This is a genomic window from Streptomyces olivaceoviridis (genome assembly GCF_014650115.1).
In the GTDB taxonomy this organism is placed as follows: Bacteria; Actinomycetota; Actinomycetes; order Streptomycetales; family Streptomycetaceae; genus Streptomyces; species Streptomyces olivaceoviridis.
On record NZ_BMUI01000009.1, the window covers coordinates 13,151 to 38,048 of the forward strand.

Consider the following 24,898-nt stretch of genomic DNA (forward strand, 5'->3'; position numbering starts at 1 on the left):
GTGACAGGAACCCAAGTACCTTAAGAACCATGCAAGATGACGCGTGGTCACCCTCACCTGTGCTCCTGACGGTCGATCTCGTGATCCTGACGCTGCGCGAGGGGCGGCTGTGTGTCCTGCTCGTGGAGCGGGGCGAAGATCCTTTCCAGGGCATGCCGGCTCTGCCCGGCGGATTCCTCAATCACGCCGGCGAGGAGATCCTGGACGCCGCCCACCGTGAGCTGAGTGAGGAGACCGCTCTGACTGCCGGGTGGGTGCATCTCGAACAACTGGCCATCTACGGGGGCGTAGGCCGCGATCCAAGGGGACGAGTCGTTTCCGTGGCCCACTTGGCGATCGCGCCGGGACTCCCCGAACCGGTCGCGGGAACGGATGCCATGGACGCCGCGTGGGTTCCCGCGGAAGCCGTCCTGTCCGGCGAAGTGGAACTGGCCTTCGACCACCGCCGGATCGTGACCGACGGAATCGAACGCGCGCGTACCAAGCTCGAATCCTCGGCGCTCGCCACGGCGTTCTGCGGAGAACTCTTCACCATAGCCGAGTTGCAGCAGGTGTACGAGGCGGTGTGGGGCACCGAACTCGACACCCGTAATTTCTACCGGAAAGTCCAGGCCGTGGAGGGATTCATCATTCCCGCCGACTCCGGACGCAGGAGCACGGGAGGACGGCCCGCCCGGCTGTACCGGGCCGGCCCCAAGAAGGTGTTGTTCCCGCCGCTGATCCGACCTGTGCCGTCCACAACGGAAGAGGGCACGAGAGAGGAAGGGGAATAGATGTCGAAGGACCTGGTGGTGATCCTCACCGCCCTCAATCTTGAATACCAGGCCGTGCGCCGGAAACTGGCCGGTGCGCAGGTGCACCGCCATGAGCGCGGGACGCTGTTCGAGGTGGGAACCGTGCAGGGCACTTCGTGTCGTGTCGCGCTCGGCCTGACGAACAAGGGGAATCACTCCGCCGCGGTGATCGCCGAGCGCGCGATACAGGAGTTCTCGCCGGTGGCCGTGTTGTTCGTCGGCGTCGCCGGTGCCCTGTGGGACACCGCCAGGCTGGGCGACGTGGTGATGGCGACACACGTGTACGCCTACCACGGCGGGACCAGCGAGGACGACGGGCTCAAGTCCCGTCCCCGGGTGTGGGAGACGGCGCACGGCATCAGCCAGCTCGGCTCGCATCTGGCGCGCGTGAACGACTGGGCCGACGACACGCCCGGTCAGGGGCGCGCCCCGCAGGTGCGCTTCGGCGCGATCGCCGCCGGCGAGGTCGTACAGAACTCGAAGATCTCCGCCGAGGCGCGGTGGATCCGGCAGCACTACAACGACGCGCTCGCGATCGAGATGGAGGCGGCCGGTGTGGCGCAGGCGGGTCATCTCAACGGGGCACCGGTGGCCATCATCCGGGGGATCAGCGACCGGGCGGACGGTACGAAGAACAGCGCGAAGGACCGTAACTGGCAACCACGGGCCGCGGCGAACGCGGCGGCGTTCGCCACACGGCTGGCCGTGGAACTGGTGAGGGAACAGGAGCAGATCGAAATGTCCCAGGCAGACAGGGCCCCCACGGCCGACAGACTCGAAGAGCGCGTCAGCAACACCGCCCACAACAGCACCGTCGGCATCATGGCCGGCTCCGTCAAGGGCAGCAGCGTCTACGTGAACGCGGATCCGAAGGTGGCCGGTCCGGCGGACCTGGTCGCGGAGCTGGACGCCTTCCGTGAGCACCTGAAGCGTCACCGCGCCGAGGGCGCCCTCGACGACGACACCTACCGAGAGGCACTGGCCGAGCTGGGCTTCGCCCGCCGGGCAGCAACGGAGAACACTCCCGAGCCGTCCAAGAGGGCGACCATGGCACTCAAGAGGTTACGCGGTCTGGTCGCGGAGTTCCCCGAGCTGGTCTCCAGGCTGGTACCACTGGTCGTCGCGGCGGGTGACTTGTCATGATCGACGGCAGCCATGTCACGCAGAATTCGGCCGCGTACGACTCCACCGTCGGAATCCAGGCCGAGACCGTGCACAACTCCAACGTCTACTTCGTCCATCCTGACGCGTCGCCTCAGGAGAAGTACAAGGTCGGTGTGCGGTTCCTTCAGGACGGCATTCCCAGCCGTGCCCGCGACATGATCAGTGACGCGATCGCCCACGGATACGACAGCGCGGAGGTCCGTTTCCACGGGGTGCTCGCCATGCTCAGTGGACGCGCCTACCACGACCTCGGCACCGAGGAACTCCGGTGGCTGCACGAAGCCTCCGGGCGCGTAGGGACCTACGCCGAGGGAGAGTGGAAAGACGCTCTGCGCGTCGCTTTCGAACTGCTGGCGACGCTCAGCACGGCGGACGGCGAAGCAGGACGCGTGGGGGAGCGGTTGCGAGCCCTGCCACCTCACCGGCGGGACGAGATCCTCCACCACTTCGACCTCGTGCTCACCGGAGGGCTGAAGGACAGCCTGTGGGCCGAGAACCGCGAGCGGGCCGAGGCGGCTCGCTTCGGCAACGGCCGGATCCAACGGGTCTGGGCCTATTTCGAACCCGACCCCATCGGGCCACGGGCCCTGCCGCCCCGCCCGAGCACCGCTGCCGCCGCCCGGGCGGCCATCCCGGTCCGAGTCGGCCTGTTCGTCCTCGTCACCGCGTTCCTCTGCGTCGTGTCCCTGATCGCGGCTCCGGCCGCGGCAGCCGTCGAGTTACTGGTGGCGCTCGGTGCGGGCGCGACCGCGACGCACTTCGGCAGCCGATGGTGGTACCAGGAACACCAACTGAGGGCCCGGAACCGTATGTTCCAGGTACCGCACACGCGCGATCCCGCCTCGCCCGGGGACGGGTTCACCAACCGTGTCCGCCATTCGTTCGACCACTACTTCAGTGTGCGTGTGCCTCATGGACTGGCCCCGCAGGAATGGCTCGGTCTCACCGGCCACATCCGCGACAGCCTCGTCGCCGAGATCGCGGTTCTCTACCGCGAGAGCCGAATCAGCGTGGACCGGGTCAACTGGCTGATCCGCCATCTCGCCGAGGACGCCCGGGACCGGTACAGCACAGGCACCCTGTTCGATCGCCGCCACCAGAACCAGACGTCGGCGTCGGCGAAGGCGCTGTGTGTGGTCGCCCTCGTCATCCTCGGCTTCACGACTCTGGCCCTGCTCGGCACGGTGGCCTCAGGTGCCGGTGCGTCGCACATGGTGCTGGCCGTCCTCGCCGTGGTCGGCGTGGTCTGGTCCGGACGCGCGGCTGCGTCCTCGTGGTTGGAGGCCCGGGGCGAGGAGCGCCGAGTGGCCGAGGAAACCCAGGAGTACCAGGAGCGGCTGGCCGCGCGGCAAGCCGCGTACCAGAACTGGAAGTCGTTCCTGGACGCCACGCGGCCCAGCGAGCTGGAAATGGAGACCTGGCTCACCTGCGACAAGACGCTGTTCGTCGACGAAGCACTCCACCACTACCAGCTCACCTGGCGCGACCTGATCACCCACACCATCCTGGTGACACCCGCACGCCCCTACAGGCGAGGGCGGGTGAAGGGCGGCCCTTGGCGGTACTCGCGCTACAACTTCCGTCTCTTCCTGGTCACACAGGACGGCGTTCGTGAGATCAGCGCGGAATTCGATTTCACCGACGCGAAACGCGGGACCAGGCAGCGAAGCAACTACCGGTTCGACGCGTTGTCCTCCGTACAGGTCACCGAGCGCAGTGAGGTCGGCTACGACCTGGAGCTCATCCTCACCAACGGGCCGGCCAGGAACATCCGTGTCGCGGACGCCGACACCCATCAACTCGCGCCGGACGAGAACGCCCAGGAGATCTCCGAGATCAACCTCAGTGCGGCCGGTTTCATCCACACCTTCCGCCTCCTGGAAGGAATCGCGGCGGACGGAAAGGGCTGGATCGAACGGAACCACCCCAAGAACCTGCCGACCTTCCGCGCTGTCGGCTGAGTCTTCGGGGCGGGCAGGGGCCGGAGCGCCGGAGCCCTGCCCGCCCACTCGTACAACCAGGCGACAGCCGACGTACCCTGCCGGAACCGCACCGCTTCAGCCGCCGACTGAGGAGTCCCCGCGTGACCGAACGGACCGCTCCGGACAAGAAGCCCTTCCTGTACGTCGTCGTGTGCGCGAGCGGTGTCGCCGGTGACGTCGGCAAGCTGATCACGGCCGCCCAGGAGGCGAACTGGGATGTGGGCGTCATCGCCACACCGCAGGGACTCGGCTTCATCGACACCAAGGCGATCGAGGCACAGACCGGCTACCCGATCCGCTCCGCCTGGCGCTCGCCGGGAGACCCGCGTCCCCTGCCCCCGGCGGACGCGATCGCCGTGGCTCCCGCCACCTTCAACACGATCAACAAGTGGGCCGCCGGGATCTCCGACACCCTCGCCCTGGGCATCCTGTGCGAGGCGTACGGCATGGGCATCCCGACCGTGGCCCTGCCCTGCCTGAACGCCGCCCAGGCCGCCCACCCCGCCTACCGGCAGAGCCTGGACCGGCTGCGGGGGATGGGTGTCCTGATCAGCTCCCGCGAACCGCACCGGCCGAAGGCCGACGGCGCTGCGGAGCGCTTCCGCTGGGAGGAAGCACTGGAGTTGCTGGAGCCTGTGGTCGGCATGGTGCGGTGACGCCGCCCTTCGCCCGGTAAGAGGGCGTGTCCCTTGGCGAAGAGCGCTCACTCAGGAAACGCGCGGGGTCCGAAAACCCCGCCCGCTACCTAAGAAACCCCGGCTCAGGGCCACACCAGGCAGTACGGCTGATGCCCCGCCTCATGCAGCCGGTGGCTGAAGTCCTGCCACTCGTGCAGCAATTGGTACACATTGAACGCGTCCCGCGGCCCGCCCCGGTCGGGCACCGTCGACCAGATGAAGGCCGCCGCGCCGACCGCTTCCTCGCCGATGCCGCGGAGGGGGTCGACGACCGTCATGGGGAGTTTGACGACCGCGTAGTCGGGGTGCAGGACGACCAGTTCCAGGGGTGGCACCTTGTGCAGGGGGACGCCCTCGATGCCGGTCAGCACCATCGCGGCCATCGTCTCCGGCTTGATCTTGGTGAACATGCCGTTCATGCCCAGCTCGTCGCCGCCGAGTTCCTCGGGACGCATCGAGATGGGGACGCGAGCCGCGGTCGCGCCGTCCGGCGCGCCGAAGTATTTGTACGTCACCCCCACCCGACCACCATTCCTGCTCCCCGCCCGGAGGCGGTCGGCCCGCTGGTCGAGCCGACGGTCGAGATCCCGGTCGATCTGCTGGTCGTACCGCTCGGGCTCACTCGGTACACCCTGTGTCTGCCGTGCGTCGGTCTGACGTGTCTCGGTCGTTTCCTCCGCGTCGCGCCGGTGCCTTCCCCGCCGGGCACGTCGAGGACCCAGGTCATCAGTCCCCTCGCCCAGTCCGCCACCGCGATGCATATCTCCACCCGACTGCTTTTCTAGGACGCGTGGCCCCCGCCGCGCAACCCGATCATCGTGTCAGTGACCTCCCCCACGGCCGCCCGCCGAAACGTGCGGTGGAACAACAGTCCACGCGGGGGGATTCCCGGCCCTGATCTCCGGCCCCTGATGAGTACGTGCGTATGGGCTTTGTGTATCAGGTCTCAGTCTCGCAGATGAGGGATGGCCCCGCTGTGATCTTGGGATTCGCCGCGCCTGATCAACCACCCGCCACGCGTGATCAACCACCCGCCGCGCCTGATCAACCACCCCGCCGCGTCGGGCCGCGGCCTCGACCGCGCCTGATCCCCCCGGCGCCTGGCCGCGACACCGACCCCGGTCCGGCCGGGGCTCCGCGCCGCCTTCGGCCTACCCTGAGGAGGTCACCCCGCAACCGGAGTCCGAGAAGCCGGAGTAGTCGCACGTCATGAGTGCCATGAGCGAAACGCCCTATCCCTACGACGCGCCCGTCTCACAGGCGCTCTTCGACCGTGCCTCCGTCGTCACCCCGGGCGGCGTCAACTCCCCGGTGCGTGCCTTCCGCGCCGTCGGCGGCACGCCGCGGTTCATGGTGTCGGGCAAGGGGGCCTACCTGACCGACGCCGACGGGCGCGAGTACGTCGACCTCGTGTGCTCCTGGGGGCCCATGATCCTCGGGCACGCGCACCCCGAGGTCATCGCCGCCGTCCAGGAGGCCGTGGCCCGCGGTACGTCCTTCGGCACGCCCGGCGAGGGCGAGGTCGCGCTCGCCGAGGAGATCGTCGCCCGGGTGGCGCCCGTCGAGCAGGTACGGCTGGTCAGCAGCGGGACCGAGGCGACCATGTCCGCCATCCGGCTCGCCCGCGGGTTCACCCGGCGGTCCAAGGTGATCAAGTTCGCCGGGTGCTACCACGGGCACGTCGACTCGCTGCTCGCCGCGGCCGGCAGCGGGGTCGCCACCTTCGCGCTGCCCGACACGCCCGGTGTCACCGGTGCCCAGGCCGGCGACACGATCGTGCTGCCGTACAACGACCTGGAGGCCGTGCAGGAGGCCTTCCACCGGCACCCCGGGGAGATCGCCTGTGTGATCACCGAGGCCTCGCCGGGCAACATGGGCGTCGTGCCGCCGGACCCCGGCTTCAACCAGGCCCTCAAGGACTCCTGCCGCAGGAACGGCGCCCTCTTCATCTCCGACGAGGTGATGACCGGCTTCCGCACCAGCCGCGCCGGGTGGTACGGCGTCGAGGGCGTCGCGCCCGACCTGATGACCTTCGGCAAGGTCATGGGCGGTGGCTTCCCGGCCGCCGCGTTCGGCGGGCGTGCCGATGTGATGGCGCACCTCGCCCCCGCCGGGCCCGTGTACCAGGCCGGCACCCTCTCCGGTAACCCCGTCGCCACCGCCGCCGGTCTCGCCCAGCTGAGGCTGCTCGACGACGCCGCCTACGACAAGGTCGACGCCGTCTCCGAGCAGATCCGGGCGCTCGTCAGCGAGGCGCTGTCGAAGGAGGGCGTCGCGCACCGGGTGCAGACCGCCTCCAACATGTTCTCCGTGTTCTTCACGGACCGGCAGGTGCGCGACTACGAGGACGCCAAGCGGCAGCAGTCGTACCGTTTCACCGCGTTCTTCCACTCGATGCTGGCGAACGGCGTCTACCTGCCGCCGTCGTCCTTCGAGTCCTGGTTCGTGTCCACGGCCCACGACGAGCGGGCCCTTCAGAAGATCGCCGACGCCCTTCCGGCGGCGGCCCGGGCGGCTGCGGAGGCCACGGCAGAATGAGCGACAGCACCAAGGACGTCACCGTCGTCCACGTCATGCGGCACGGCGAGGTCGCGAACCCGGACGGGGTCCTGTACGGGCGGCTGCCCGGCTACCACCTGTCCGAGCTGGGCCGGCAGATGGCCGAGCGGGTCGCCGAGCACCTCGCCCCGCGGGACGTCACCTATGTCTGCGCCTCCCCGCTGGAGCGGGCGCAGGAGACCGCCACGCCGATCGCCAAGGCGCACGGGCTGGATCTCGACACCGACGAGCGGCTGATCGAGGCCGAGAACGTCTTCCAGGGCAAGACGTTCGGCGTCGGTGACGGCGCGCTGCGCAATCCGGACAACTGGAAGCACCTCGTCAACCCGTTCCGGCCGTCCTGGGGCGAGCCGTACGTGGACCAGGTCGTGCGGATGATGGGCGCGCTGAACGCGGCCAAGGACCGGGCGCGCGGGCACGAGGCGGTGCTGGTCAGCCATCAGCTGCCGATCTGGATCGTGCGCTCGTACGTCGAGCGGCGGCGGCTGTGGCACGATCCGCGCAAGCGGCAGTGCACGCTCGCCTCGCTGACGACTTTCACATACCTGGGTGACAAGATCGTGTCGGTGGGCTACAGCGAGCCCGCCATCGATCTGGTCCCGGTCCATCTGCGCGCCGGCGCCAAGCCCCAGAAGGGGAAGGGCACCGCGCAGGGGAAGGCCTTCGGCGCCTGACCGGTACCACTCGTCACTGACGGTCCGTTTGATATCGCTTAGCGCACTTTTGCGGTCCCTGTTACGAAAAACACAAGAATCTGCGGAACCTCCCCGATCGTCCTGCCCTCTGACTGGGTGACCAGCAGGCAGCGACGAATCGGGGATTTCCATGCCCACCTTCTCCCGGACCTTCTCCCGGCGGGGAATGCTCGGCCTCGGCGCGGGGGCGGCGGCCGCCGCCTCGCTCGCCGGCTGCGGGAGCCTCACGTCCTCGGACGGCGGCGGCCACCCGAACGGTTCCGGCCAGGCGAAGCCCGGACAGGGGGACGGCAAGGGGAGCACCGCGCACCCGGCGCGGCCCATCGGCGACGGCTCCACCTCCTTCACCGGCAAGCAGCCGCACCAGCCGGCCAAGCCCGAGCCGCTGGAGCCGGGACAGACCCCGCCCCAATTCGTGATCTTCTCCTGGGACGGCGCCGGCGAGGTCGGCAACGGGCTCTTCCCGCGCTTCCTGGACCTGGCCAAGGAGCACGGCGCGGCCATGACCTTCTTCCTCTCGGGGCTGTATCTGCTGCCCGAGTCGAAGAAGCGGCTGTACGAGCCGCCGAACAACCCGCGCGGCGCCTCCGACATCGGCTACCTCACCGACGAGCACATCAAGGCCACGCTGACGAACGTGCGCCGGGCCTGGCTGGAGGGGCACGAGATCGGCACCCACTTCAACGGGCACTTCTGCGCCGGTACGGGCACGGTCGGCAACTGGACCCCGCAGCAGTGGGAGAGCGAGATCCGGCAGGCCAAGGCGTTCGTGAAGGAGTGGCGGACCAACACCGGCTGGACCGACCTGCCCGCGCTGCCGTTCGACTACGACAAGGAACTGGTCGGCGGCCGTACACCCTGCCTGCTCGGCCAGAACAACCTGCTGCCCACCGCCCGGAAGCTGGGCTGGCGCTACGACGCCTCCTCGCCGGGCGGCCGTCAGGTGTGGCCGGAGAAGAAGCTGGGGATCTGGGACCTGCCGTTGCAGCAGATACCTTTCCCCGGACGTTCCTTCGAGGTCCTCTCCATGGACTACAACATGCTCGCCAACCAGTCCCTGAACACCACCAAGGCGCCCGCCTACAACTACCCCGGCTGGCGCAAGCAGTCCGCGCAGGCGTACATCCAGGGCTTCCAGCGGGCATACGAGACAAACCGGGCACCGTTCTTCGTCGGCAACCACTTCGAGCAGTGGAACGGCGGCATCTACATGGACTCCGTCGAGGAGGCCTTCAAGCACATCGCGCGCGAGAAGGAGAAGGGCGCCGACGTGCGGCTGGTCTCCTTCCGGCAGTTCGTGGACTGGATGGACGTGCAGAAGCCCGAGGTGCTCGCCAAGCTGCGCACGCTCGGGGTCGGGCAGCGGCCGGCGGGCGGCTGGAAGGAGTTCCTGCGGGGCGGCGGGTCCGCCTCCTCCGACGCCGCCTGAGCCGGCGCCGACTCGGGCCCCGTGTCTGAAATGTCCCGTGTAAATACGCCCTGAAATGCGGTTTTCCGCCCGGCAGGGGGGCGCGCGAGATCCCCGGAACAGGCATGCGAAACTTTTCACATGAGTACCCGTAGCCGCGCCGTCCTGCTCAGCGCCGTGGCCGCCGTCGCGGCCCTGTCCCTGTCCGCGTGCGGTAAGGGCGGCACCTCCGGAGGCGGTGGCGACACCCACTTCGTCACCGGCAACAACGGCATCGACACCGTGCCCGCCGGCAAGCGCGTCACGGCCCCGGACCTGTCGGGCAGGACCATCGACGGCAAGACCCTGGACATCGCCGACTACAAGGGCAAGGTCGTCGTCGTCAACGTCTGGGGCTCGTGGTGCGGACCGTGCCGCGAGGAGGCGCAGTACTTCGCCAAGGTCTCCAAGGAGTACCAGGACAAGGGCGTCCAGTTCGTCGGCATCAACACCCGGGACACCAGCACCACCCCGGCCGTGAACTTCGAGAAGGAGCACGGCGTCACGTACCCGAGCCTGTACGACCCCACGGGCAAGCTGATGCTCCGCTTCAAGAAGGGCACCCTCAACCCGCAGCTCATCCCCTCCACGCTCGTCATCGACCGGGACGGCAAGGTCGCCGCACGGGCCCTGGAGGCGCTCGACGACACGGGCCTGCTGAAGATGCTCAAGCCGGTCCTCGCGGAGAAGTGACGTGAGCGCACTGCTGACGCTGGCAGCCGGGACGGGCCAGAACGAGACGGTCCTGCACGGCGCCCTGCTGGTCGCCCTGCCGATCGCCCTGCTCGCCGGGCTCGTCTCCTTCTTCTCGCCCTGTGTGCTGCCGCTGGTCCCCGGTTACCTCTCCTATGTGACCGGCGTCGCGGGCACCGACCTGGCCGAGGCCAGACGGGGGCGGATGGTGGCCGGCGCCGCCCTGTTCGTGCTCGGCTTCAGCGCCGTGTTCGTCTCGGGCGGTGCGCTCTTCGGCTACTTCGGCTCCAACCTGATCGACTACCAGGGCACCCTGTCCAAGGTGCTCGGCGTGCTCATGATCGCCATGGGCGTCTTCTTCATGGGACTCCTGCCCTGGTTCACCATGCGCGAGTTCCGCTTCCACAAGCGGCCGACGGGCGGCCTGCTGGGGGCGCCCGTGCTCGGCGCCCTCTTCGGCGTCGGCTGGACGCCCTGCATGGGCCCGACGCTCTCCTCGGTGAACTTCCTCTCCTTCCAGGAGTCGAGCGCGGCCCGCGGCTCGCTGCTGATGGTCGTCTACTGCCTCGGCCTCGGTGTGCCGTTCGTGCTCACCGCGATCGGCTTCCGCAAGGCCCTCGGCGCCTTCGCCTGGGTCAAGCGCCACTATGTGTGGGTGACGCGCATCGGCGGCTCGATGATGATCGTGACCGGTGTGCTGCTGCTGACCGGCGCCTGGAACAGTCTGGTGCAGCAGATGCAGACCTGGTCCGGCGGCTTCAATGTGGGGATCTGACCGATGAGCAACACCGACACCGACACGAGCCAGGACCGGGAGGAGCTGGGCGCGGCCGGCTCCCAGCTGTCCACCGCGCCGCAGGAGGAGCAGACGAGCCTGCCCGGCCTCGGTGTCATCGGCTGGGCGCGCTGGTTCTGGCGGCAGCTGACCTCCATGCGGGTCGCGCTGCTGCTGCTCCTGCTGCTCTCGCTCGGCGCGATCCCCGGCTCGCTGATCCCGCAGACCGGCGCCGACGCGAGCAAGGTCGAGGACTTCCGCGCCGCCCACAAGACGCTGGCACCGGTCTACGACAAGCTCGGCCTGTTCCACGTCTACAGCTCGGTGTGGTTCTCCGCGATCTACATCCTGCTGTTCGTCTCCCTCATCGGCTGCATCGTCCCCCGCACCTGGCAGTTCGTCGGCCAGTTGCGTGGCCGTCCGCCGGGCGCGCCCAAGCGGCTGACCCGGCTGCCCGCCCACACCGCCTGGCGCACCACCGAGGACCCGGAGCGGGTCCGTGAGGCCGCGCTCGCGCTGCTGAAGAAGCGGCGCTTCCGCGCCCACGTCGTCGGTGACGCGGTGGCCGCCGAGAAGGGCTACCTGCGCGAGCTGGGCAACCTGATCTTCCACATCGCCCTGATCGTGCTGCTGGTCGCCTTCGCCTCGGGCCAGTTGTACAAGTCCGACGGCACCAAGCTGATGGTGGAGGGCGACGGCTTCTCCAACGCGCTGCCGATGTACGACGACTTCAAGTCCGGCAGCCTCTTCGAGCCCGACGACCTGGTCCCGTTCAGTTTCGAACTGAAGGACTTCAAGGGAACCTACGAGCTGACCGGCCCCAACAGGGGCACCGCGCGCACCTTCCAGGCGAAGATCACCTACAACAAGGGCGCCTACGGCAAGCAGACCACGACCACCATCAAGGTCAACGAGCCGCTGAAGATCGACGACTCCAAGGTCTACCTGGTCAGCCATGGCTACGCGCCCGTGATCACCGTCCGGGACGGCAAGGGCGACGTGGTCTACCGCGACGCGGTGCCGCTGCTGCCGCTCGACGGCAACGTCACCTCCCAGGGTGTCGTCAAGGTCATGGACGGCTACCGCGACGCCAAGGGCAAGAAGGAGCAGCTCGGCATCAAGGCCTTCTTCCTGCCGACCTACGGCGGGGCCGGCATGGAGATCGCCTCGGCCTTCCCCGCGCTGCTGAACCCGGTGCTGAACCTGGAGCCGTACCACGGCGACCTGGGCGTCGACTCGGGCTTGCCGCAGAGCGTGTACCAGCTCGACAAGGCCCACATGAAGGACTACAAGGACGCCAAGGGCGCGCAGCTGAGGGACAACCTCAAGCCCGGCGAGACCATGACGCTGCCGAACGGCGCCGGTTCCATCACCTTCGAGAAGGATGTCAAGGAGTGGGCCGGCTTCGAGATCGTCCAGGAGCCGGGCGGCGGCTGGGCGCTCACCGGTGCCCTCGCCGCGATCTTCGGCCTCGCCGCGTCCCTGTTCATCCAGCGCCGCCGGGTCTGGGTGCGCGCGGTGCGCGGGGCCGACGGCGTCACGGTGGTCGAGATGGCCGGGCTCGGCCGCAGCGAGTCCGCGAAGGTGCCCGAGGAGCTGGGCGACCTCGCCGGAATCCTCTACGACCAGGCGCCGGGGGCACCCGACCCCGACGACGACTCCGCAGCAACCCCCGACCCACAAGTCGTACCTGCCGAAGGGGCTGAGAAGTGACTCTCGCCGCCGCAACCGATCTCGCCGCCGCGACCAACGAACACCTCGCGAGCATCAGCAACACGCTGATCTACTCGTCGATGGCGGTCTACACCCTGGCCTTCTTCGCCTACATCGCCGAGTGGCTGTTCGGCAGCCGCAGCAAGGTCGGCCGTACGGCCGCCGCGCTCACCGCCGGCAGCGAGCGGAGCGCGGGCGCGCCCGCCGTCACCGTGAAGCGGGCCGGCGGCACCGCCGTGCTGGAGCGGCCGAAGGTCGTCGTCCGCTCGGCGTCCGGCGCGCGGGACGTGCCGGACGGGCCCGGCGCGCACGGCGGCGACGAGCAGGGCGACCTCTACGGCCGGATCGCCATCTCCCTCACCGTGCTCGCGTTCCTGGTGGAGCTGGGCGGCGTCGTCGCCCGCGCGGCCTCCGTGGAGCGGGCGCCGTGGGGCAACATGTACGAGTTCAACATCACCTTCTCCACGGTCGCCGTCGGCGTGTACCTCGCGCTGCTGGCGCTGAAGAAGAACGTGCGCTGGCTCGGCCTGTTCCTCGTCACGACGGTCCTGCTGGACCTCGGCCTCGCGGTCACCGTGCTGTACACGGCCAGCGACCAGCTGGTGCCGGCCCTGCACTCGTACTGGCTGTACATCCACGTCTCCACCGCCATCTTCTGCGGTGCCGTGTTCTACGTCGGCGCGGTCGCCACGATCCTGTACCTGTTCAAGGACTCGTACGAGAACAAGCTCCAGCTCGGCGGCACGCCCGGGAAGTTCGCCTCCTCGGTGCTGGAGCGGCTGCCCGCCTCGGCGTCCCTGGACAAGTTCGCCTACCGGGTCAACGCGGCCGTCTTCCCGCTGTGGACGTTCACGATCATCGCGGGCGCGATCTGGGCGGGCGACGCCTGGGGCCGGTACTGGAACTGGGACCCGAAGGAGACCTGGTCCTTCATCACCTGGATCGCCTACGCCTGCTACCTGCACGCCCGGGCCACGGCCGGCTGGAAGGGCCGCAAGGCCGCCTACCTGGCGCTGATCGCCTTCGGCTGCTGGCTGTTCAACTACTACGGCGTCAACATCTTCGTCAGCGGCAAGCACTCCTACGCGGGCGTGTGACCGCCACCGCCGGGAGAGGGCCGGTTCCCGTGACCCGGGTCACGGGAACCGGCCTTCGCCGTCCGGAGGCGGGCCCTGACCACGTGCGCATCCCCGGGCCCGGGGGCAGGCTGGTGTCATGAGCGGTTCCATCGCACAGGGCACCAGCCAGACGCACGGGAACACGCACATCCTGCACTTCGTGGTGCGGCTCCCCCGGCGCATGGAGGAGGTCTGGGCCGCGCTGGCCACGCCCGAGGGGCTGGCGTCCTGGTTCACCGCCGCCGACGTGTTCGAACCCCGGCTCGGCGGCGCGGTCACCCTGCGTGACCTGGGCGACGGGCAGGTCACCGCGTGGGACGTGGACCGGGTCGCGGAGTACACGGTCGGGGGCGGCGGGCGGCTCCGGTTCCATCTGGAGCGGGACGGGGAGGACGGCAGCGTGCTCCGCTTCACCCATGAGTTCCAGGGCGAGGAGGACTCGGAACAGCGCTGGCGGAGCCGTTTCGAGCGCCTGATCGAGGCGCTGGAGCCGGGGCGGAGCTGAGCGCCTAGGAGACCGCGGGCAGGCTGTCGTGGGCCACCGAGGCGATCCGGTCCCGCAGCCGCTCGACGTACAGCCGCATGTTCTTCGCCGCGACGTCCGTGTCCGGGTACCGGATCGCCAGCCACAGCCCGTCGGGCAGCCGGTTCACCCACACGCACACCTGGTCGCCGTACGACACCCGCATCAGTCCGTACGCCTTCAGCTCCGCCCACCGCTCGGCGCCCGGGATGGCGCGGGTGTCGACGTACGACACGATCGAGTACAGGTCGGGGGAGGTCGGCCGGAAGTCCGCGCCGAGCAGGCTCAGCACCCGGGCCAGCGGCATCCGGGCCAGCGACCGGTTCGCCTGGAGTTCGGCGCGCACCGCCCGCAGGGCCTCCGGGAAGCCACGGGTGCGGCCCACGGGCACCTCGATCGGGGCGCCGCCCACGTACCAGCCCACCGAGTCCGTCCACCGCGACTTCACCCGGGTGTGGAAGGGCACCACCGTCCGGTACACCGGCTGCCCGCCGAGTTCGTGCACGATCAGCCCGGTCGCGGCCAGCAGCCCGACCGGGCTGCCGCCGTACGGCCGGCAGTACGCCTCGAACGCCGCCGCCGCGTCCGCGTCCGCCAGCGGCTCGCACAGCATCCGCTGCGTGGGCAGCGGGCCGCCCGGGGTCAGCCCCAGGTCCACCGGGAAGCCCGGCAGCGTGCCGTCGCAGCGGTGGATGAACTCCCGCCAGCGGTCCACGAACGCGTGCCGGCCGTCGATACCGTCCGCGTCCGCGCGCTCGATCTCGCAGAAGTCGACGTAACTCGCGGCGGGCGTGGCGGAGTCCGGTTCCCGGCCGGCCAGGCCCGCCGCGTACAGCTCGTGGATCTCGGCGACCAGCCGGTGCAGGGAGTAGGCGTCGACGTTGCTGTGGTCGAAGGCCAGGTAGACGCTCGCGCCGTCGTCCCGGACGACCGCCGTGTAGATCAGGTTGGGCCAGCGCAGCGCGTCCGCGACCGTGTCGAAGCGCTCCTGGAGGTGCCGGACGAGGTCGCCGGCGTCGGGGAAGTCGCCCACCTCCGCCCGGCGCAGGGACACGTCGGCCGCGTCGAGCGTGAACCGGCGCAGTTCGTCACCGGCCCAGCGGAAGCCGCTGCGCAGCGTCTCGTGCCGCACGGTCCAGGCGCGCAGCGCCCGCTCCAGCACGTCGAGGTCGACCGGGCCGGGCAGGTCGAAGGCGGTGCCGAGCCAGGTCGGCACGAACAGCCCGTCCTCCCGGACGCACCTGGCCGTCCTGATGTGCGACTCCTGGATGTAGGCGGGCGGCCGGGAGTCCTCCGGGAGCGCCGTCGCCGCCGCGACGGTCGCCGGGCTCAACGTCCACTCGACGAGCCGTCCCGGCCGGACCTCGCAGCGCTGGATGTCAGTGATTCGCACGCGTCTCCCATCGCAGAAGGGGGCCCCTGGATACGGGCCCCCCTGGAAGCCAATGCCGTGGGACGCGGGCGGGACATGCCCGGCCGGTTCATTTCAACGGAACGGGTGGCGGGCCGAACGCGGAAGTGAATAACGGTCGGTGACCGGTCAGGGGGTCACTCGACGGTGATCGAGTCCAGCTTCTCGCGGAGGTACACGTGCGAGTCGACGGGCGGGTACACCACCCGGCCCACCGGCGCCGGAAGGGACTCCACCAGTGTGCCCGGGGTGCACTCGCCGAAGTAGACGAGCGAGATCAGCTCCTCGGCGGGCGCGTCGACGGGCGGCGGCAGCACCCGGTGCCGCCCGGACCGCCACCGGTCCCCGGTCCAACGGGCCAGCAGGTCACCGATGTTGACCGTGAACGCGGCCGGGTCGTACGGCGCGTCCTGCCAGCCGTCCGCGTCGGTGTACACCTGGAGCCCGCCCTTGCCGGCCTGCCGGTCGAGGACGGTGACGGTCCCGAAGTCGGTGTGCGGCCCGATCCGGAACTGCCCCGGCTCGGGCGTGCCGACGATCTCCGTGCCCGGGTACCAGTTGATGTTGAAGCCGTACGTCGGGTGGTCCATGTGCCGGGTGAAGAAGTCGGCGCCGAGCCCGAGCGCGCAGGCCAGCAGGGCGAGCAGCTCCTTCTCCAGCGCGACCATCCGGCCCAGGTACTCCTCGCACAGCCCGCGCAGCGCGGGCACCTCCGCCGGCCACACGTTGGGCGCGTACCACTCGGCGTTGACGACCGGGTCCTCGAACGGCTCGGCGGTGGCGAAGGTCAGCGACTCCTTCAGGTCCGGCGGGGTCTCGGTGCCCTCCGCGTACCCGTTGGCCTCGGCGCCCGGCCCGAGCCAGCCGCGCCCGCCGACCTTCGCCGCGTAGCGCTGCTTGGCCCCGGCGGGCAGCAGGAAGAACTCCCGGGCGGCCGACCGGATCCGGGCCCGCAGCGCGGGGTCCACGCCGTGCCCGGTGACCAGCAGGAAGCCGGCGGATTGCAGGGCCTGGTCGACGGTGCCGGCGAGCACGGCCCGCCGCATCGCGTCCCCCTGGGTCCAGATCCGCAGATCGATGGTGGGAATCACACCAGCCATGTTTCCACTCCCCGGCGCCCTGCGGACCCGGCTTCCGGGGGTGGCCGCAGGGACAAAGCGGTACGTCGGCGATACTTGGGCACATGGCTTACGACGATCTTCGCTCCCTCCTCCGGGCGCTGGAGCGCGAGGGCGACCTCAAGCGCATCAAGGCCGAGGTCGACCCGTACCTGGAAGTCGGGGAGATCGTCGACCGGGTGCAGAAGTCCGGCGGCCCGGCGCTGCTCTTCGAGAACGTGCGCGGCTCGGACATGCCCCTCGCCATGAACGTGTACGGCACCGACCGCCGGCTGCTGAAGGCGCTGGGCCTGAAGTCGTACGGCGAGATCTCGGAGAAGATCGGCGGCCTGCTGCGGCCCGAGCTGCCGCACGGCTTCGTCGGCGTCCGCGAGGCCTTCGGCAAGCTCGGCGCGATGGCCCACGTCCCGCCGAAGAAGGTGAAGCCCGACAACGCGCCGGTGCAGGAGGTCGTCCTCCAGGGCGACGACGTCGACCTCGACCGGCTCCCGGCGCTGTTCACCTGGCCGAAGGACGGCGGCTCCTTCTTCAACCTGGGCCTGACCCACACCAAGGACCCCGAGACCGGCATCCGGAACCTGGGCCTGTACCGCCTCCAGCGCCACGACAAGCGCACCATCGGCATGCACTGGCAGATCCACAAGGACAGCCGGAACCACTACCAGGTGGCCGCGCGCAGGGGCGAGCGGCTTCCGGTGGCCATCGCCTTCGGGTGCCCGCCCGCGGTGACGTACGCCTCCACCGCCCCGCTCCCCGGCGACATCGACGAATACCTCTTCGCCGGCTTCCTCGCGGGCAAGCGGATCGAGATGGTCGACTGCAAGACGGTCCCGCTCCAGGTCCCGGCCAACGCCGAGGTGGTCCTGGAGGGCTGGCTGGAACCCGGCGAGATGCTGCCCGAGGGTCCCTTCGGCGACCACACCGGCTTCTACACCCCGCAGGAACCCTTCCCGGCCCTGAGGATCGACTGCGTGACGATGCGCAGGCGCCCCCTGCTCCAGTCGATCGTCGTCGGCCGCCCCCCGACGGAGGACGGTCCGCTCGGCCGCGCCACGGAACGCTTCTTCCTGCCCCTGCTCAAGATCATCGTCCCGGACATCGTGGACTACCACCTGCCCGAGGCCGGCGGCTTCCACAACTGCGCGATCGTCTCGATCGACAAGAAGTACCCGAAGCACGCGCAGAAGGTGATGCACGCGATCTGGGGGGCGCACATGATGTCCCTGACCAAGCTGATCGTGGTCGTGGACGCCGACTGCGACGTGCACGACCTGCACGAGGTCGCCTGGCGGGCCCTCGGCAACACCGACTACGCCCGCGACCTCACGGTCGTGGAGGGCCCCGTCGACCACCTGGACCACGCCTCCTACCAGCAGTTCTGGGGCGGCAAAGCGGGCATCGACGCGACGCGGAAGTGGCCCGAGGAGGGCTACACCCGCGACGGCGGCTGGCCCGACATGGTCCTGTCGGACCCGGATGCGGCGGCCCTGGTGGACCGCCGCTGGAAGGAGTACGGACTGTGACCTCGGCCTCCGCCGCCATCCCCCGGCCCGGCCGCACCAAGGCGTTCCTGCGCCTGGTGATGATCGAGCACTCGGTCTTCGCGCTCCCCTTCGCCTACATCGCCTCCCTCACGGCGATGTACGAGTGGGACCGGAACATCCACTGGGGCCGTCTGCTCCTGGTCACGATCTGCATGGTCGGCCTGCGCACCTTCGCCATGGCGGTCAACCGGATCATCGACCGCGAGATCGACGCCCGGAACCCGCGCACGGCCCACCGCGAGCTCGTCACCGGAGCGATGTCGGTCAGGCACGCCTGGACGGGCGCGCTGATCGCCCTGGTGGTCTTCCTGGGCGCGGCGGCCCTGCTGAACCCCCTCTGCCTGGCGCTCGCGCCGGTGGCGGTGGTCCCGATGGTGGTCTACCCCTACGGGAAGCGGTTCACGAACTTCCCGCAGGCCATCCTGGGTCTCGCCCAGTCCATGGGCCCCATCGGCGGCTGGCTGGCGATCAGCGGCGAGTGGTCCTGGACGGCGGTGATCCTCGGCCTCGCCGTCGGCATCTGGATCGGCGGCTTCGACCTGATCTACGCCTGCCAGGACGTCGAGACCGACCGTGAGATCGGCGTCCTGTCGGTCCCGGCCCGCTTCGGCATCCCGGCCGCGATCTGGGGTGCGCGGGTGTGCCACACGATCACCACGGCCCTGTTCGTCTGGTACGGCCTGGCCACCCACGCCGGAGCGTTCTTCTGGCTGGGCCTGCTGATCGTCGCCGGCGCCTTCCTCTACGAGCACTCCATCGTCCGGCCCCACGACCTGTCCCGCCTGAACAGGGCGTTCTTCTCGGTCAACGGCTTCATCGGCATCGCCCTGTTCGTGTGCGCGCTGCTCGATCTCCTCGTACGCGGTCTGACCGTGTGAGCAGCCCGGCACCACCCGGCCTGAGGGCGGTCGGGCGCGCCGGTACGCTCAAGGTGTGAACGCAGGAGAAACGCAGCGTGTGCCTTGGATCGTGGGGGTGTCCGGAGCTTCCGGGACGCCGTATGCCGCTGCCGCGCTGCGGGCGCTGCTGGAGGCCGGGGAAGCGGTGGACCTCGTGGTCAGCCGGGCCTCGCGGCTGACGCTGCTGGACGAGACGGGCATCTCGTTCCGGGACGCCCACTGGCAGGACGACCTGCGGGAATGGCTGGCCCGTGGCGCCGACGGCAAGCCCGGCACCTTCGACGTGGACATCAGCGGGGTGCGGTACTGGAGCGCGGGCGACCTCGCCGCCGGCCCGTCCTCGGGGTCGTACCCGGCGAAGGGCATGCTCATCGTGCCCGCCTCCACCGCCTCGGTGGCCGGTGTGGCGCTCGGCCTCTCCAAGGATCTGCTCCAGCGTGCGGCGAGCGTCACACTGAAGGAGCGCCGGACGCTGGTCGTGGCCGTACGGGAGACCCCGTTGAACGGGCAGACGCTGCGCCACCTCGTCGCGCTGGACGACGCCGGCGCCACGGTCGTCCCGGCCTCGCCCGCCTTCTACGCGGGCGCCACCCACATCCAGGACCTGGTGGACTTCGTCGCCGGCCGCGTGCTGGACGCGGCCGGTGTCGCACACGGCCTGTACCGGCGCTGGAAGGGCGAGCTGGGCGGCGGCACGCCCGGCACGTAAGGCAAGCAGCAGTACCCCTCATCACTCCAGGAACTTTCACCGGAAGGCTTCGATCGCATGGACGCGGTGGACAGGCAGCTCATCCAGGCCCTGAGGGAGAACGGCCGGGCCTCGTACGCGGAGCTGGGGCGCCTGGTCGGCCTGTCGGGCCCCAGCGTCACCGACCGCATCAACCGGCTGGAGGCGGCCGGTGTCATCACCGGCTACCGCGCCACGGTGGACGCGGCCTCCCTCGGCCTCGGCGTCATCGCCCTGATCGGCATCTCGCTGTCCGACGCCGCCGACCACGAGGACGTCGCCCAGCGGCTGCGGGACCTGCCGGAGATCGAGGACTGCTGGTTCATCGCCGGTGACGACTCCTTCATGCTCAAGGTCCGCTCGACGGACGTGGACGGCCTGGAGAAGACCATCCGCCGGCTCAGCGGGACGAAGGGCGTCTCCCGCACCCGTACCACGATCGTGCTGTCCACCAAGTGGGAGAACCGGGTCGGGGAACTGCCGGACGAGGTCTAGGGATACCGTGGGTCGCGTTGTCGTAGAAAGGTGTGGGTATGGACGTCGGGCTCAAGCGCGAGCTGGAGGAGAAGGTCCGCTCCGGTGAGCGGCTGACCCGCGAGGACGGCATCGCGCTGTACGAGTCGGACGACCTGGCCTGGCTCGGCGGGCTCGCCCACGAGGTGCGGACCCGCAAGAACGGTGACGTCGTCCACTTCAACGTCAACCGGCACCTGAACATGACCAACGTGTGCACGGCCTCGTGCGCCTACTGCTCGTTCCAGCGCAAGCCGGGCGAGAAGGACGCGTACACGATGCGCATCGAGGAGGCCGTCAAGCTCGCCCAGGCGATGGAGTCGGAGAACCTCACCGAGCTGCACATCGTCAACGGCCTGCACCCGAACCTGCCGTGGCGGTACTACCCGCGTTCCCTGCGCGAGCTGAAGAAGGCCCTGCCGAACGTCTCCCTGAAGGCCTTCACGGCGACGGAGATCCACCACTTCGAGACCATCAGCGGCCTGTCGGCCTCCGAGATCCTCGACGAGCTGATCGACGCGGGCCTGGAGTCGCTGACCGGCGGCGGCGCCGAGATCTTCGACTGGGAGGTCCGGCAGCACATCGTGGACCACAAGACCCACTGGGAGGACTGGTCCCGTATCCACCGCCTGGCGCACGAGAAGGGTCTGAAGACCCCGTGCACCATGCTGTACGGCCACATCGAGGAGCCCCGCCACCGCGTCGACCACGTCCTGCGCCTGCGCGAGCTCCAGGACGAGACCGGCGGCTTCCAGGTCTTCATCCCGCTGCGCTACCAGCACGACTTCGTGGACATGAAGGACGGCAAGGTACGCAACACCCTCCAGGCGCGCACCCAGATGGCGACCGGCGCGGAGGCGCTGAAGACCTTCGCGGTGTCCCGGCTGCTGTTCGACAACGTCCCGCACGTCAAGGTCTTCTGGGTCATGCACGGCGTGCAGACCGCCCAGCTCGCCCTCCAGCACGGCGCCGACGACATGGACGGGTCGGTGGTGGAGTACAAGATCACCCACGACGCGGACAACTTCGGCACGCCGAACAAGCTGACCCGCGAGGACCTGCTGGAACTGATCCGCGACGCGGGCTTCCGCCCGGTGGAGCGGAACACGCGGTACGAGATCATCCGCGAGTACGAGGGCCCGGACCCGGAGCGCCGGGAGTCCCCCCAGCCGATGCGGGTGTGAGGCGCGGCACGTAGCCGTGCGGCTGCGGGAGCGCGGGGGCTGGTCGCGCAGTTCCCCGCGCCCCCGGGTGGGTACTCGGGGCGCATGCCCACGAAGGCACCCGAAGACCGGTACGACGCGGCTCCCTTCGTTCCCGAGGGAGCCGGCCTGGACGTTCTCCGCCAAGCCGCCGCGGACTGCCGCGGTTGCCCGCTGCACCGCGCCGCCACCCAGACCGTCTTCGGCGCCGGGGACACCGACGCCCGCGTGATGCTCGTGGGGGAGCAGCCCGGCGATCAGGAGGACCGGCAGGGCAGGCCCTTCGTCGGGCCCGCCGGCAAGCTGCTCGACCGGGCCCTGGCGGAAGCCGGCATCGACCCCTCCGCGGCCTACGTCACCAACGCGGTCAAGCACTTCAAGTTCACCCGGGCCGAGCCCCGCAAGCGCCGTATCCACAAGGCGCCGAGCCTGCGCGAGATGACGGCCTGCGGCCCCTGGCTCGCGGCCGAGCTGGCGCTGGTGGAGCCGGAGCTGATCGTGGTCCTGGGCGCGACGGCCGGCAAGGCGCTGCTGGGGTCGTCGTTCCGGGTGAGCCAGGTGCGCGGGACGGTACTGGAGGAGGAGATCCACGGCCGGCGGGAGCGGCTGGTGCCGACCGTGCATCCGTCGGCCGTGCTGCGCGCGGACGACCGCGAGCAGGCGTACCAGGGCCTGGTGGCCGACCTGAAGGTGGCTGCACACGCCCTTGGGTAATAAGTAAACTGCCGACGTGCCTCTTACTTTCACCCTGGACCCCGCCATCACCCCGGCCCTTCGCGACGGCATCCTCGACCTGTGGGCGGACGTCACCGACGCGGGCGGGGCCGTCGGCTTCGTAGCGCCGGCGAACCGCGAGGAGATACGCCCGGAGCTGGTGCGGCACTTCGCGCAGATGGCCGAGGGCCGCACCCGGCTGCTCGTCGGCCACGACGAGGCCGGCGAGGTGGTGGCGGCGGCCTTCCTCACCCGCAACACCCACCGGCTGATGACCCACTGGCTGTGGCTGTACACGGTGATGGTCCACCCCCGCCACCAGGGCCGGGGTCACGGCCGCGACCTGCTGGCCGCCGCCGCGGACGCGGCGCGCGGGATGGAGGGCATCGAGGCGGTCCGGCTGACCTGCCGGGGCGGGCTGGGCCTGGAGCGCTTCTACGGCTCCTGCGGCTACAAGGAGGTCGGCCGCGTCCCGGACGCCATCCGGGTCGCGCCCGGCGACGACCGCGACGACATCATCATGCTGCTGCCGCTCCGCTGACGCCGACCCCCCTGCATGACCGCCCGCCGCTCGTGCTTCACTGGACGATGACCCCTTTTGGAATCGGACGAGTGGATTGAGATGCTCCGCTACACGCTGATGCGCCTCGGTATCTTCGCGGGCTGCCTCGTGATCGTCTGGGGAGCCGTCTACTCGGGCATCTTCCCGCGCGGCTTCGGCGAGTCCAACGGACTGTGGGTCCTGCTGCTCGCCCTGGTCCTCTCCGCACCGATCAGCTGGGTGGCGCTGCGCAAGGAGCGGGACCGGGCCTCCGTGCAGATCGTGCACAAGGTCGACCGGATGAAGGCCAACCTGGACGCCAACCGCAGCCAGGAGGACGAGGCGGTCGACGCCTCGCGGGCGCAGGGCGGGGCCACCACGTCCGGCTGATCGGGCCGCCGGCCCAACTAGGCTTGCCCTCATGGGTGCCGTCAAGACCAAACGGATGCCGAGGGCGGTGCGGGAGCAGCAGATGCTCGACGCTGCCGTACGGATCTTCGGGCAGCGCGGGTACATGGCCGCGTCGATGGACGAGATCGCCGAACTGGCGGGCGTGTCCAAGCCGTTGGTCTACCTGTACCTGAACTCGAAGGAAGACCTCTTCACCGCGTGCATCCGCCGCGAGGCCGCCGCGCTCACGGAGGCCGTGCGCGCGGGTGTCCGGCCGGGGCTGCCCGCCGACCGGCAACTCTGGGACGGCCTGCGGGCGTTCTTCGCGCACACCGCCGAGCACCCCGACGGCTGGTCGGTGCTGCACCTCCAGGCCCGTACGCACGGGGAGCCCTTCGCGGCCGAGGTCGCCGCGATGCGCGCGGAGATCGTCGCGTTCGTGACCCGGCTGGTCGCGGTCGCCGCCCGCAAGGCCCACCGGGACCCCGACCTGCCGGAACACGAGGTGGCGGGGCTGGCCGAGGCCCTGGTCGGCGCCGCCGAGTCCCTCGCCGCCTGGGCCAACGCCACCCCGGGCACGACGGCCCGCCAGGCCGCGGCCACCCTGATGAACTTCGCGTGGGCGGGCCTGGGCAACCTGATGCGGGGCCAGGTGTGGACACCGCCGACCGAGCCGGCCTGAGGGGCGCGGGGAGCCGCGCGGGCGAACCGGTGCGGAGAACCGCGCGGGCGACCCCCGTCCGCCCGCACCCGGCAACGGCCCTCAGTTCCCCCGCACGTCCCCCTCTACGTGCACCCGCCCGTCCTCACCCCGCAACTCGAACCGCCCGCTCCCGTCCGTCCCGTACACCACCGTCCCCGGCAGCAACACCGGCGCCCTGAACCGCGCCCGCACCACGGCGGGGCCGTTCATGCCATGGGCGGCCAGGCAGCGGGCCAGGGTCCACATGCCGTGGGCGATGGCGCAGGGGAAGCCGAAGAGGCGGGCGGTGAGGGGGTGCAGGTGGATGGGGTTGCGGTCGCCGGACGCGGCGCCGTACCGCCGCCCCACGTCCCCGGCGAGGCTCCACTCGGCGACGGCGGGCAGCGCGGCGCCGGCGTCCTCGCGTGGCTCGGGTGGCGTACCGGGGCCGGTGCGGTGCCGGGCCAGGTACGTGCTCCGGGACTCCCACACCGCGCTCCCGCCCGACCGCAGCTCCGTCACCACCGTCGCCTCCGTCCCCCGCCGGTGCGCGGCCAACCCCGCGATCCACACGCCGAGTTCGTACTCCCTGTCGGCCGCCGGCGCGGCGCTCCGCGTGATCTCGATCGACGTGTGCACCAGCCCCAGCAGCGGCAGCGGGAAGTCCCGCCCGCTCATCAGCCGCATGGCCAGCGGGAAGCCGAGGACGTGGGGGTAGGTGACCGGCAGGTCGGGCTCGCCGGTCGGGAAGCCGCAGACCCGCTCGTACGCGGTCAGCTTCGTCAGGTCCACGCGCACGCCGGGCAGCACCAGGCGGGTGCGCGGGAAGGCCGCGTCGGGGGCGGGGCGTTTGAAGGGCGAGCGCAGGGCGCCCCGGGCGAGCAGCGGGGCCAGCGCGGGGGGCGCGGTCAGGGTGACGGCGGTCGGGCTGAGGTAGCGGTCGGCCATCTGCGACTCCCGAGCGACTCGGTTCGAAGAGCTGAGTTGTGCTTACTCTGGAGTAATGTTACCGAAGGT

Annotated in this window: 25 protein-coding genes; 21 read left to right on the forward strand and 4 right to left on the reverse strand. The window is 70.1% G+C overall.

Annotation, left to right across the window (positions count from 1 at the left end):
* The first annotated feature begins 29 nt into the window (after positions 1-29).
* The 4 genes from IE273_RS18725 (at position 30) to IE273_RS18740 (ending at position 4,596) form a co-directional block, all read left to right on the forward strand.
* Complete coding sequence (locus tag IE273_RS18725) at positions 30-773, forward strand: NUDIX hydrolase (protein WP_189816348.1); 744 nt, start codon at positions 30-32, stop codon at positions 771-773.
* Positions 774-1,937: a 5'-methylthioadenosine/S-adenosylhomocysteine nucleosidase family protein gene (locus IE273_RS18730; RefSeq protein ID WP_189816349.1), complete on the forward strand. Its 1,164-nt coding sequence runs from the start codon at positions 774-776 to the stop codon at positions 1,935-1,937. It abuts the gene before it with no gap.
* On the forward strand, positions 1,934-3,919 hold the full coding sequence (locus IE273_RS18735) for a hypothetical protein (RefSeq protein WP_189816350.1): 1,986 nt from the start codon (positions 1,934-1,936) through the stop codon (positions 3,917-3,919). The genes IE273_RS18730 and IE273_RS18735 overlap by 4 nt, the downstream gene beginning before the upstream one ends.
* Before the next feature lie 122 nt (positions 3,920-4,041).
* Positions 4,042-4,596, forward strand: coding sequence for a flavoprotein (locus tag IE273_RS18740; RefSeq protein WP_189816351.1), 555 nt, complete (start codon positions 4,042-4,044; stop codon positions 4,594-4,596).
* 104 nt (positions 4,597-4,700) lie between these two features.
* Here IE273_RS18740 and IE273_RS18745 read toward each other — a convergent pair whose 3' ends face one another.
* Positions 4,701-5,138 (reverse strand): hypothetical protein, encoded by a 438-nt coding sequence (locus IE273_RS18745; RefSeq protein ID WP_003974483.1) that lies wholly within the window; start codon positions 5,136-5,138, stop codon positions 4,701-4,703.
* 697 nt (positions 5,139-5,835) lie between these two features.
* Here IE273_RS18745 and hemL point away from each other — a divergent pair.
* From hemL to IE273_RS18785, 8 genes are all read left to right on the forward strand, one after another.
* Positions 5,836-7,155 carry a glutamate-1-semialdehyde 2,1-aminomutase gene (gene hemL, locus IE273_RS18750; RefSeq protein WP_189816352.1) on the forward strand — a complete coding sequence of 440 codons (1,320 nt, stop codon included), beginning with the start codon at positions 5,836-5,838 and terminating at the stop codon, positions 7,153-7,155.
* A complete protein-coding gene (locus IE273_RS18755) occupies positions 7,152-7,850 on the forward strand; it encodes a histidine phosphatase family protein (RefSeq protein ID WP_189816353.1) in 699 nt (232 codons plus the stop codon). Before hemL ends, IE273_RS18755 begins: the two co-directional genes overlap by 4 nt.
* A gap of 151 nt (positions 7,851-8,001) precedes the next feature.
* A complete protein-coding gene (locus tag IE273_RS18760) occupies positions 8,002-9,300 on the forward strand; it encodes a polysaccharide deacetylase family protein (RefSeq protein ID WP_189816354.1) in 1,299 nt (432 codons plus the stop codon).
* 120 nt (positions 9,301-9,420) lie between these two features.
* Entirely contained in the window at positions 9,421-10,011 is a 591-nt protein-coding gene (locus IE273_RS18765) for a TlpA family protein disulfide reductase (RefSeq protein ID WP_189816355.1), read from the forward strand.
* Position 10,012: 1 nt separating this feature from the next.
* The gene (locus IE273_RS18770; RefSeq protein ID WP_189816356.1) at positions 10,013-10,786 is read left to right on the forward strand and encodes a cytochrome c biogenesis CcdA family protein; all 774 of its coding nucleotides are present in this window, start codon (positions 10,013-10,015) and stop codon (positions 10,784-10,786) included.
* A 3-nt stretch (positions 10,787-10,789) separates the two neighbouring features.
* Positions 10,790-12,499, forward strand: a complete 1,710-nt coding sequence (gene resB / locus IE273_RS18775; RefSeq protein ID WP_189816357.1) for a cytochrome c biogenesis protein ResB — start codon at positions 10,790-10,792, stop codon at positions 12,497-12,499.
* Complete coding sequence (gene ccsB / locus IE273_RS18780; RefSeq protein ID WP_189816358.1) at positions 12,496-13,596, forward strand: c-type cytochrome biogenesis protein CcsB; 1,101 nt, start codon at positions 12,496-12,498, stop codon at positions 13,594-13,596. Before resB ends, ccsB begins: the two co-directional genes overlap by 4 nt.
* A gap of 118 nt (positions 13,597-13,714) precedes the next feature.
* Positions 13,715-14,122 (forward strand): SRPBCC domain-containing protein, encoded by a 408-nt coding sequence (locus tag IE273_RS18785; protein ID WP_189816359.1) that lies wholly within the window; start codon positions 13,715-13,717, stop codon positions 14,120-14,122.
* A gap of 4 nt (positions 14,123-14,126) precedes the next feature.
* Here IE273_RS18785 and IE273_RS18790 read toward each other — a convergent pair whose 3' ends face one another.
* Together IE273_RS18790 and IE273_RS18795 are read right to left on the reverse strand one after the other, a co-directional pair.
* On the reverse strand, positions 14,127-15,533 hold the full coding sequence (locus tag IE273_RS18790) for a condensation domain-containing protein (RefSeq protein ID WP_189816360.1): 1,407 nt from the start codon (positions 15,531-15,533) through the stop codon (positions 14,127-14,129).
* Between the two features lie 155 nt (positions 15,534-15,688).
* Positions 15,689-16,651 (reverse strand): isopenicillin N synthase family dioxygenase, encoded by a 963-nt coding sequence (locus IE273_RS18795; RefSeq protein ID WP_189816361.1) that lies wholly within the window; start codon positions 16,649-16,651, stop codon positions 15,689-15,691.
* A gap of 83 nt (positions 16,652-16,734) precedes the next feature.
* Between IE273_RS18795 and IE273_RS18800 the strand changes: the two genes are divergently transcribed.
* From IE273_RS18800 to IE273_RS18840, 9 genes are all read left to right on the forward strand, one after another.
* Positions 16,735-18,192 carry a menaquinone biosynthesis decarboxylase gene (locus IE273_RS18800; RefSeq protein ID WP_189816362.1) on the forward strand — a complete coding sequence of 486 codons (1,458 nt, stop codon included), beginning with the start codon at positions 16,735-16,737 and terminating at the stop codon, positions 18,190-18,192.
* Positions 18,189-19,091, forward strand: coding sequence for a menaquinone biosynthesis prenyltransferase MqnP (gene mqnP / locus IE273_RS18805; protein ID WP_189816363.1), 903 nt, complete (start codon positions 18,189-18,191; stop codon positions 19,089-19,091). The genes IE273_RS18800 and mqnP overlap by 4 nt, the downstream gene beginning before the upstream one ends.
* A 79-nt stretch (positions 19,092-19,170) precedes the next feature.
* Positions 19,171-19,821 (forward strand): UbiX family flavin prenyltransferase, encoded by a 651-nt coding sequence (locus IE273_RS18810; RefSeq protein WP_189816364.1) that lies wholly within the window; start codon positions 19,171-19,173, stop codon positions 19,819-19,821.
* Positions 19,822-19,878: 57 nt separating this feature from the next.
* Positions 19,879-20,334, forward strand: coding sequence for an Lrp/AsnC family transcriptional regulator (locus tag IE273_RS18815; RefSeq protein ID WP_189816365.1), 456 nt, complete (start codon positions 19,879-19,881; stop codon positions 20,332-20,334).
* Positions 20,335-20,372: 38 nt separating this feature from the next.
* Positions 20,373-21,536 (forward strand): aminofutalosine synthase MqnE, encoded by a 1,164-nt coding sequence (gene mqnE / locus IE273_RS18820; protein WP_189816366.1) that lies wholly within the window; start codon positions 20,373-20,375, stop codon positions 21,534-21,536.
* 84 nt (positions 21,537-21,620) lie between these two features.
* Entirely contained in the window at positions 21,621-22,268 is a 648-nt protein-coding gene (locus tag IE273_RS18825; RefSeq protein ID WP_189816367.1) for a UdgX family uracil-DNA binding protein, read from the forward strand.
* 16 nt (positions 22,269-22,284) lie between these two features.
* Complete coding sequence (locus tag IE273_RS18830) at positions 22,285-22,809, forward strand: GNAT family N-acetyltransferase (protein ID WP_189816368.1); 525 nt, start codon at positions 22,285-22,287, stop codon at positions 22,807-22,809.
* An 81-nt stretch (positions 22,810-22,890) separates the two neighbouring features.
* Positions 22,891-23,199 carry a DUF4229 domain-containing protein gene (locus IE273_RS18835; RefSeq protein ID WP_014674255.1) on the forward strand — a complete coding sequence of 103 codons (309 nt, stop codon included), beginning with the start codon at positions 22,891-22,893 and terminating at the stop codon, positions 23,197-23,199.
* A 31-nt stretch (positions 23,200-23,230) separates the two neighbouring features.
* Entirely contained in the window at positions 23,231-23,881 is a 651-nt protein-coding gene (locus tag IE273_RS18840; RefSeq protein ID WP_189816369.1) for a TetR/AcrR family transcriptional regulator, read from the forward strand.
* 81 nt (positions 23,882-23,962) lie between these two features.
* Here the strand turns inward: IE273_RS18840 and IE273_RS18845 are convergent, their stop codons facing one another.
* On the reverse strand, positions 23,963-24,829 hold the full coding sequence (locus tag IE273_RS18845; RefSeq protein WP_189816370.1) for a MaoC family dehydratase: 867 nt from the start codon (positions 24,827-24,829) through the stop codon (positions 23,963-23,965).
* Between the last annotated feature and the right edge of the window lie 69 nt (positions 24,830-24,898).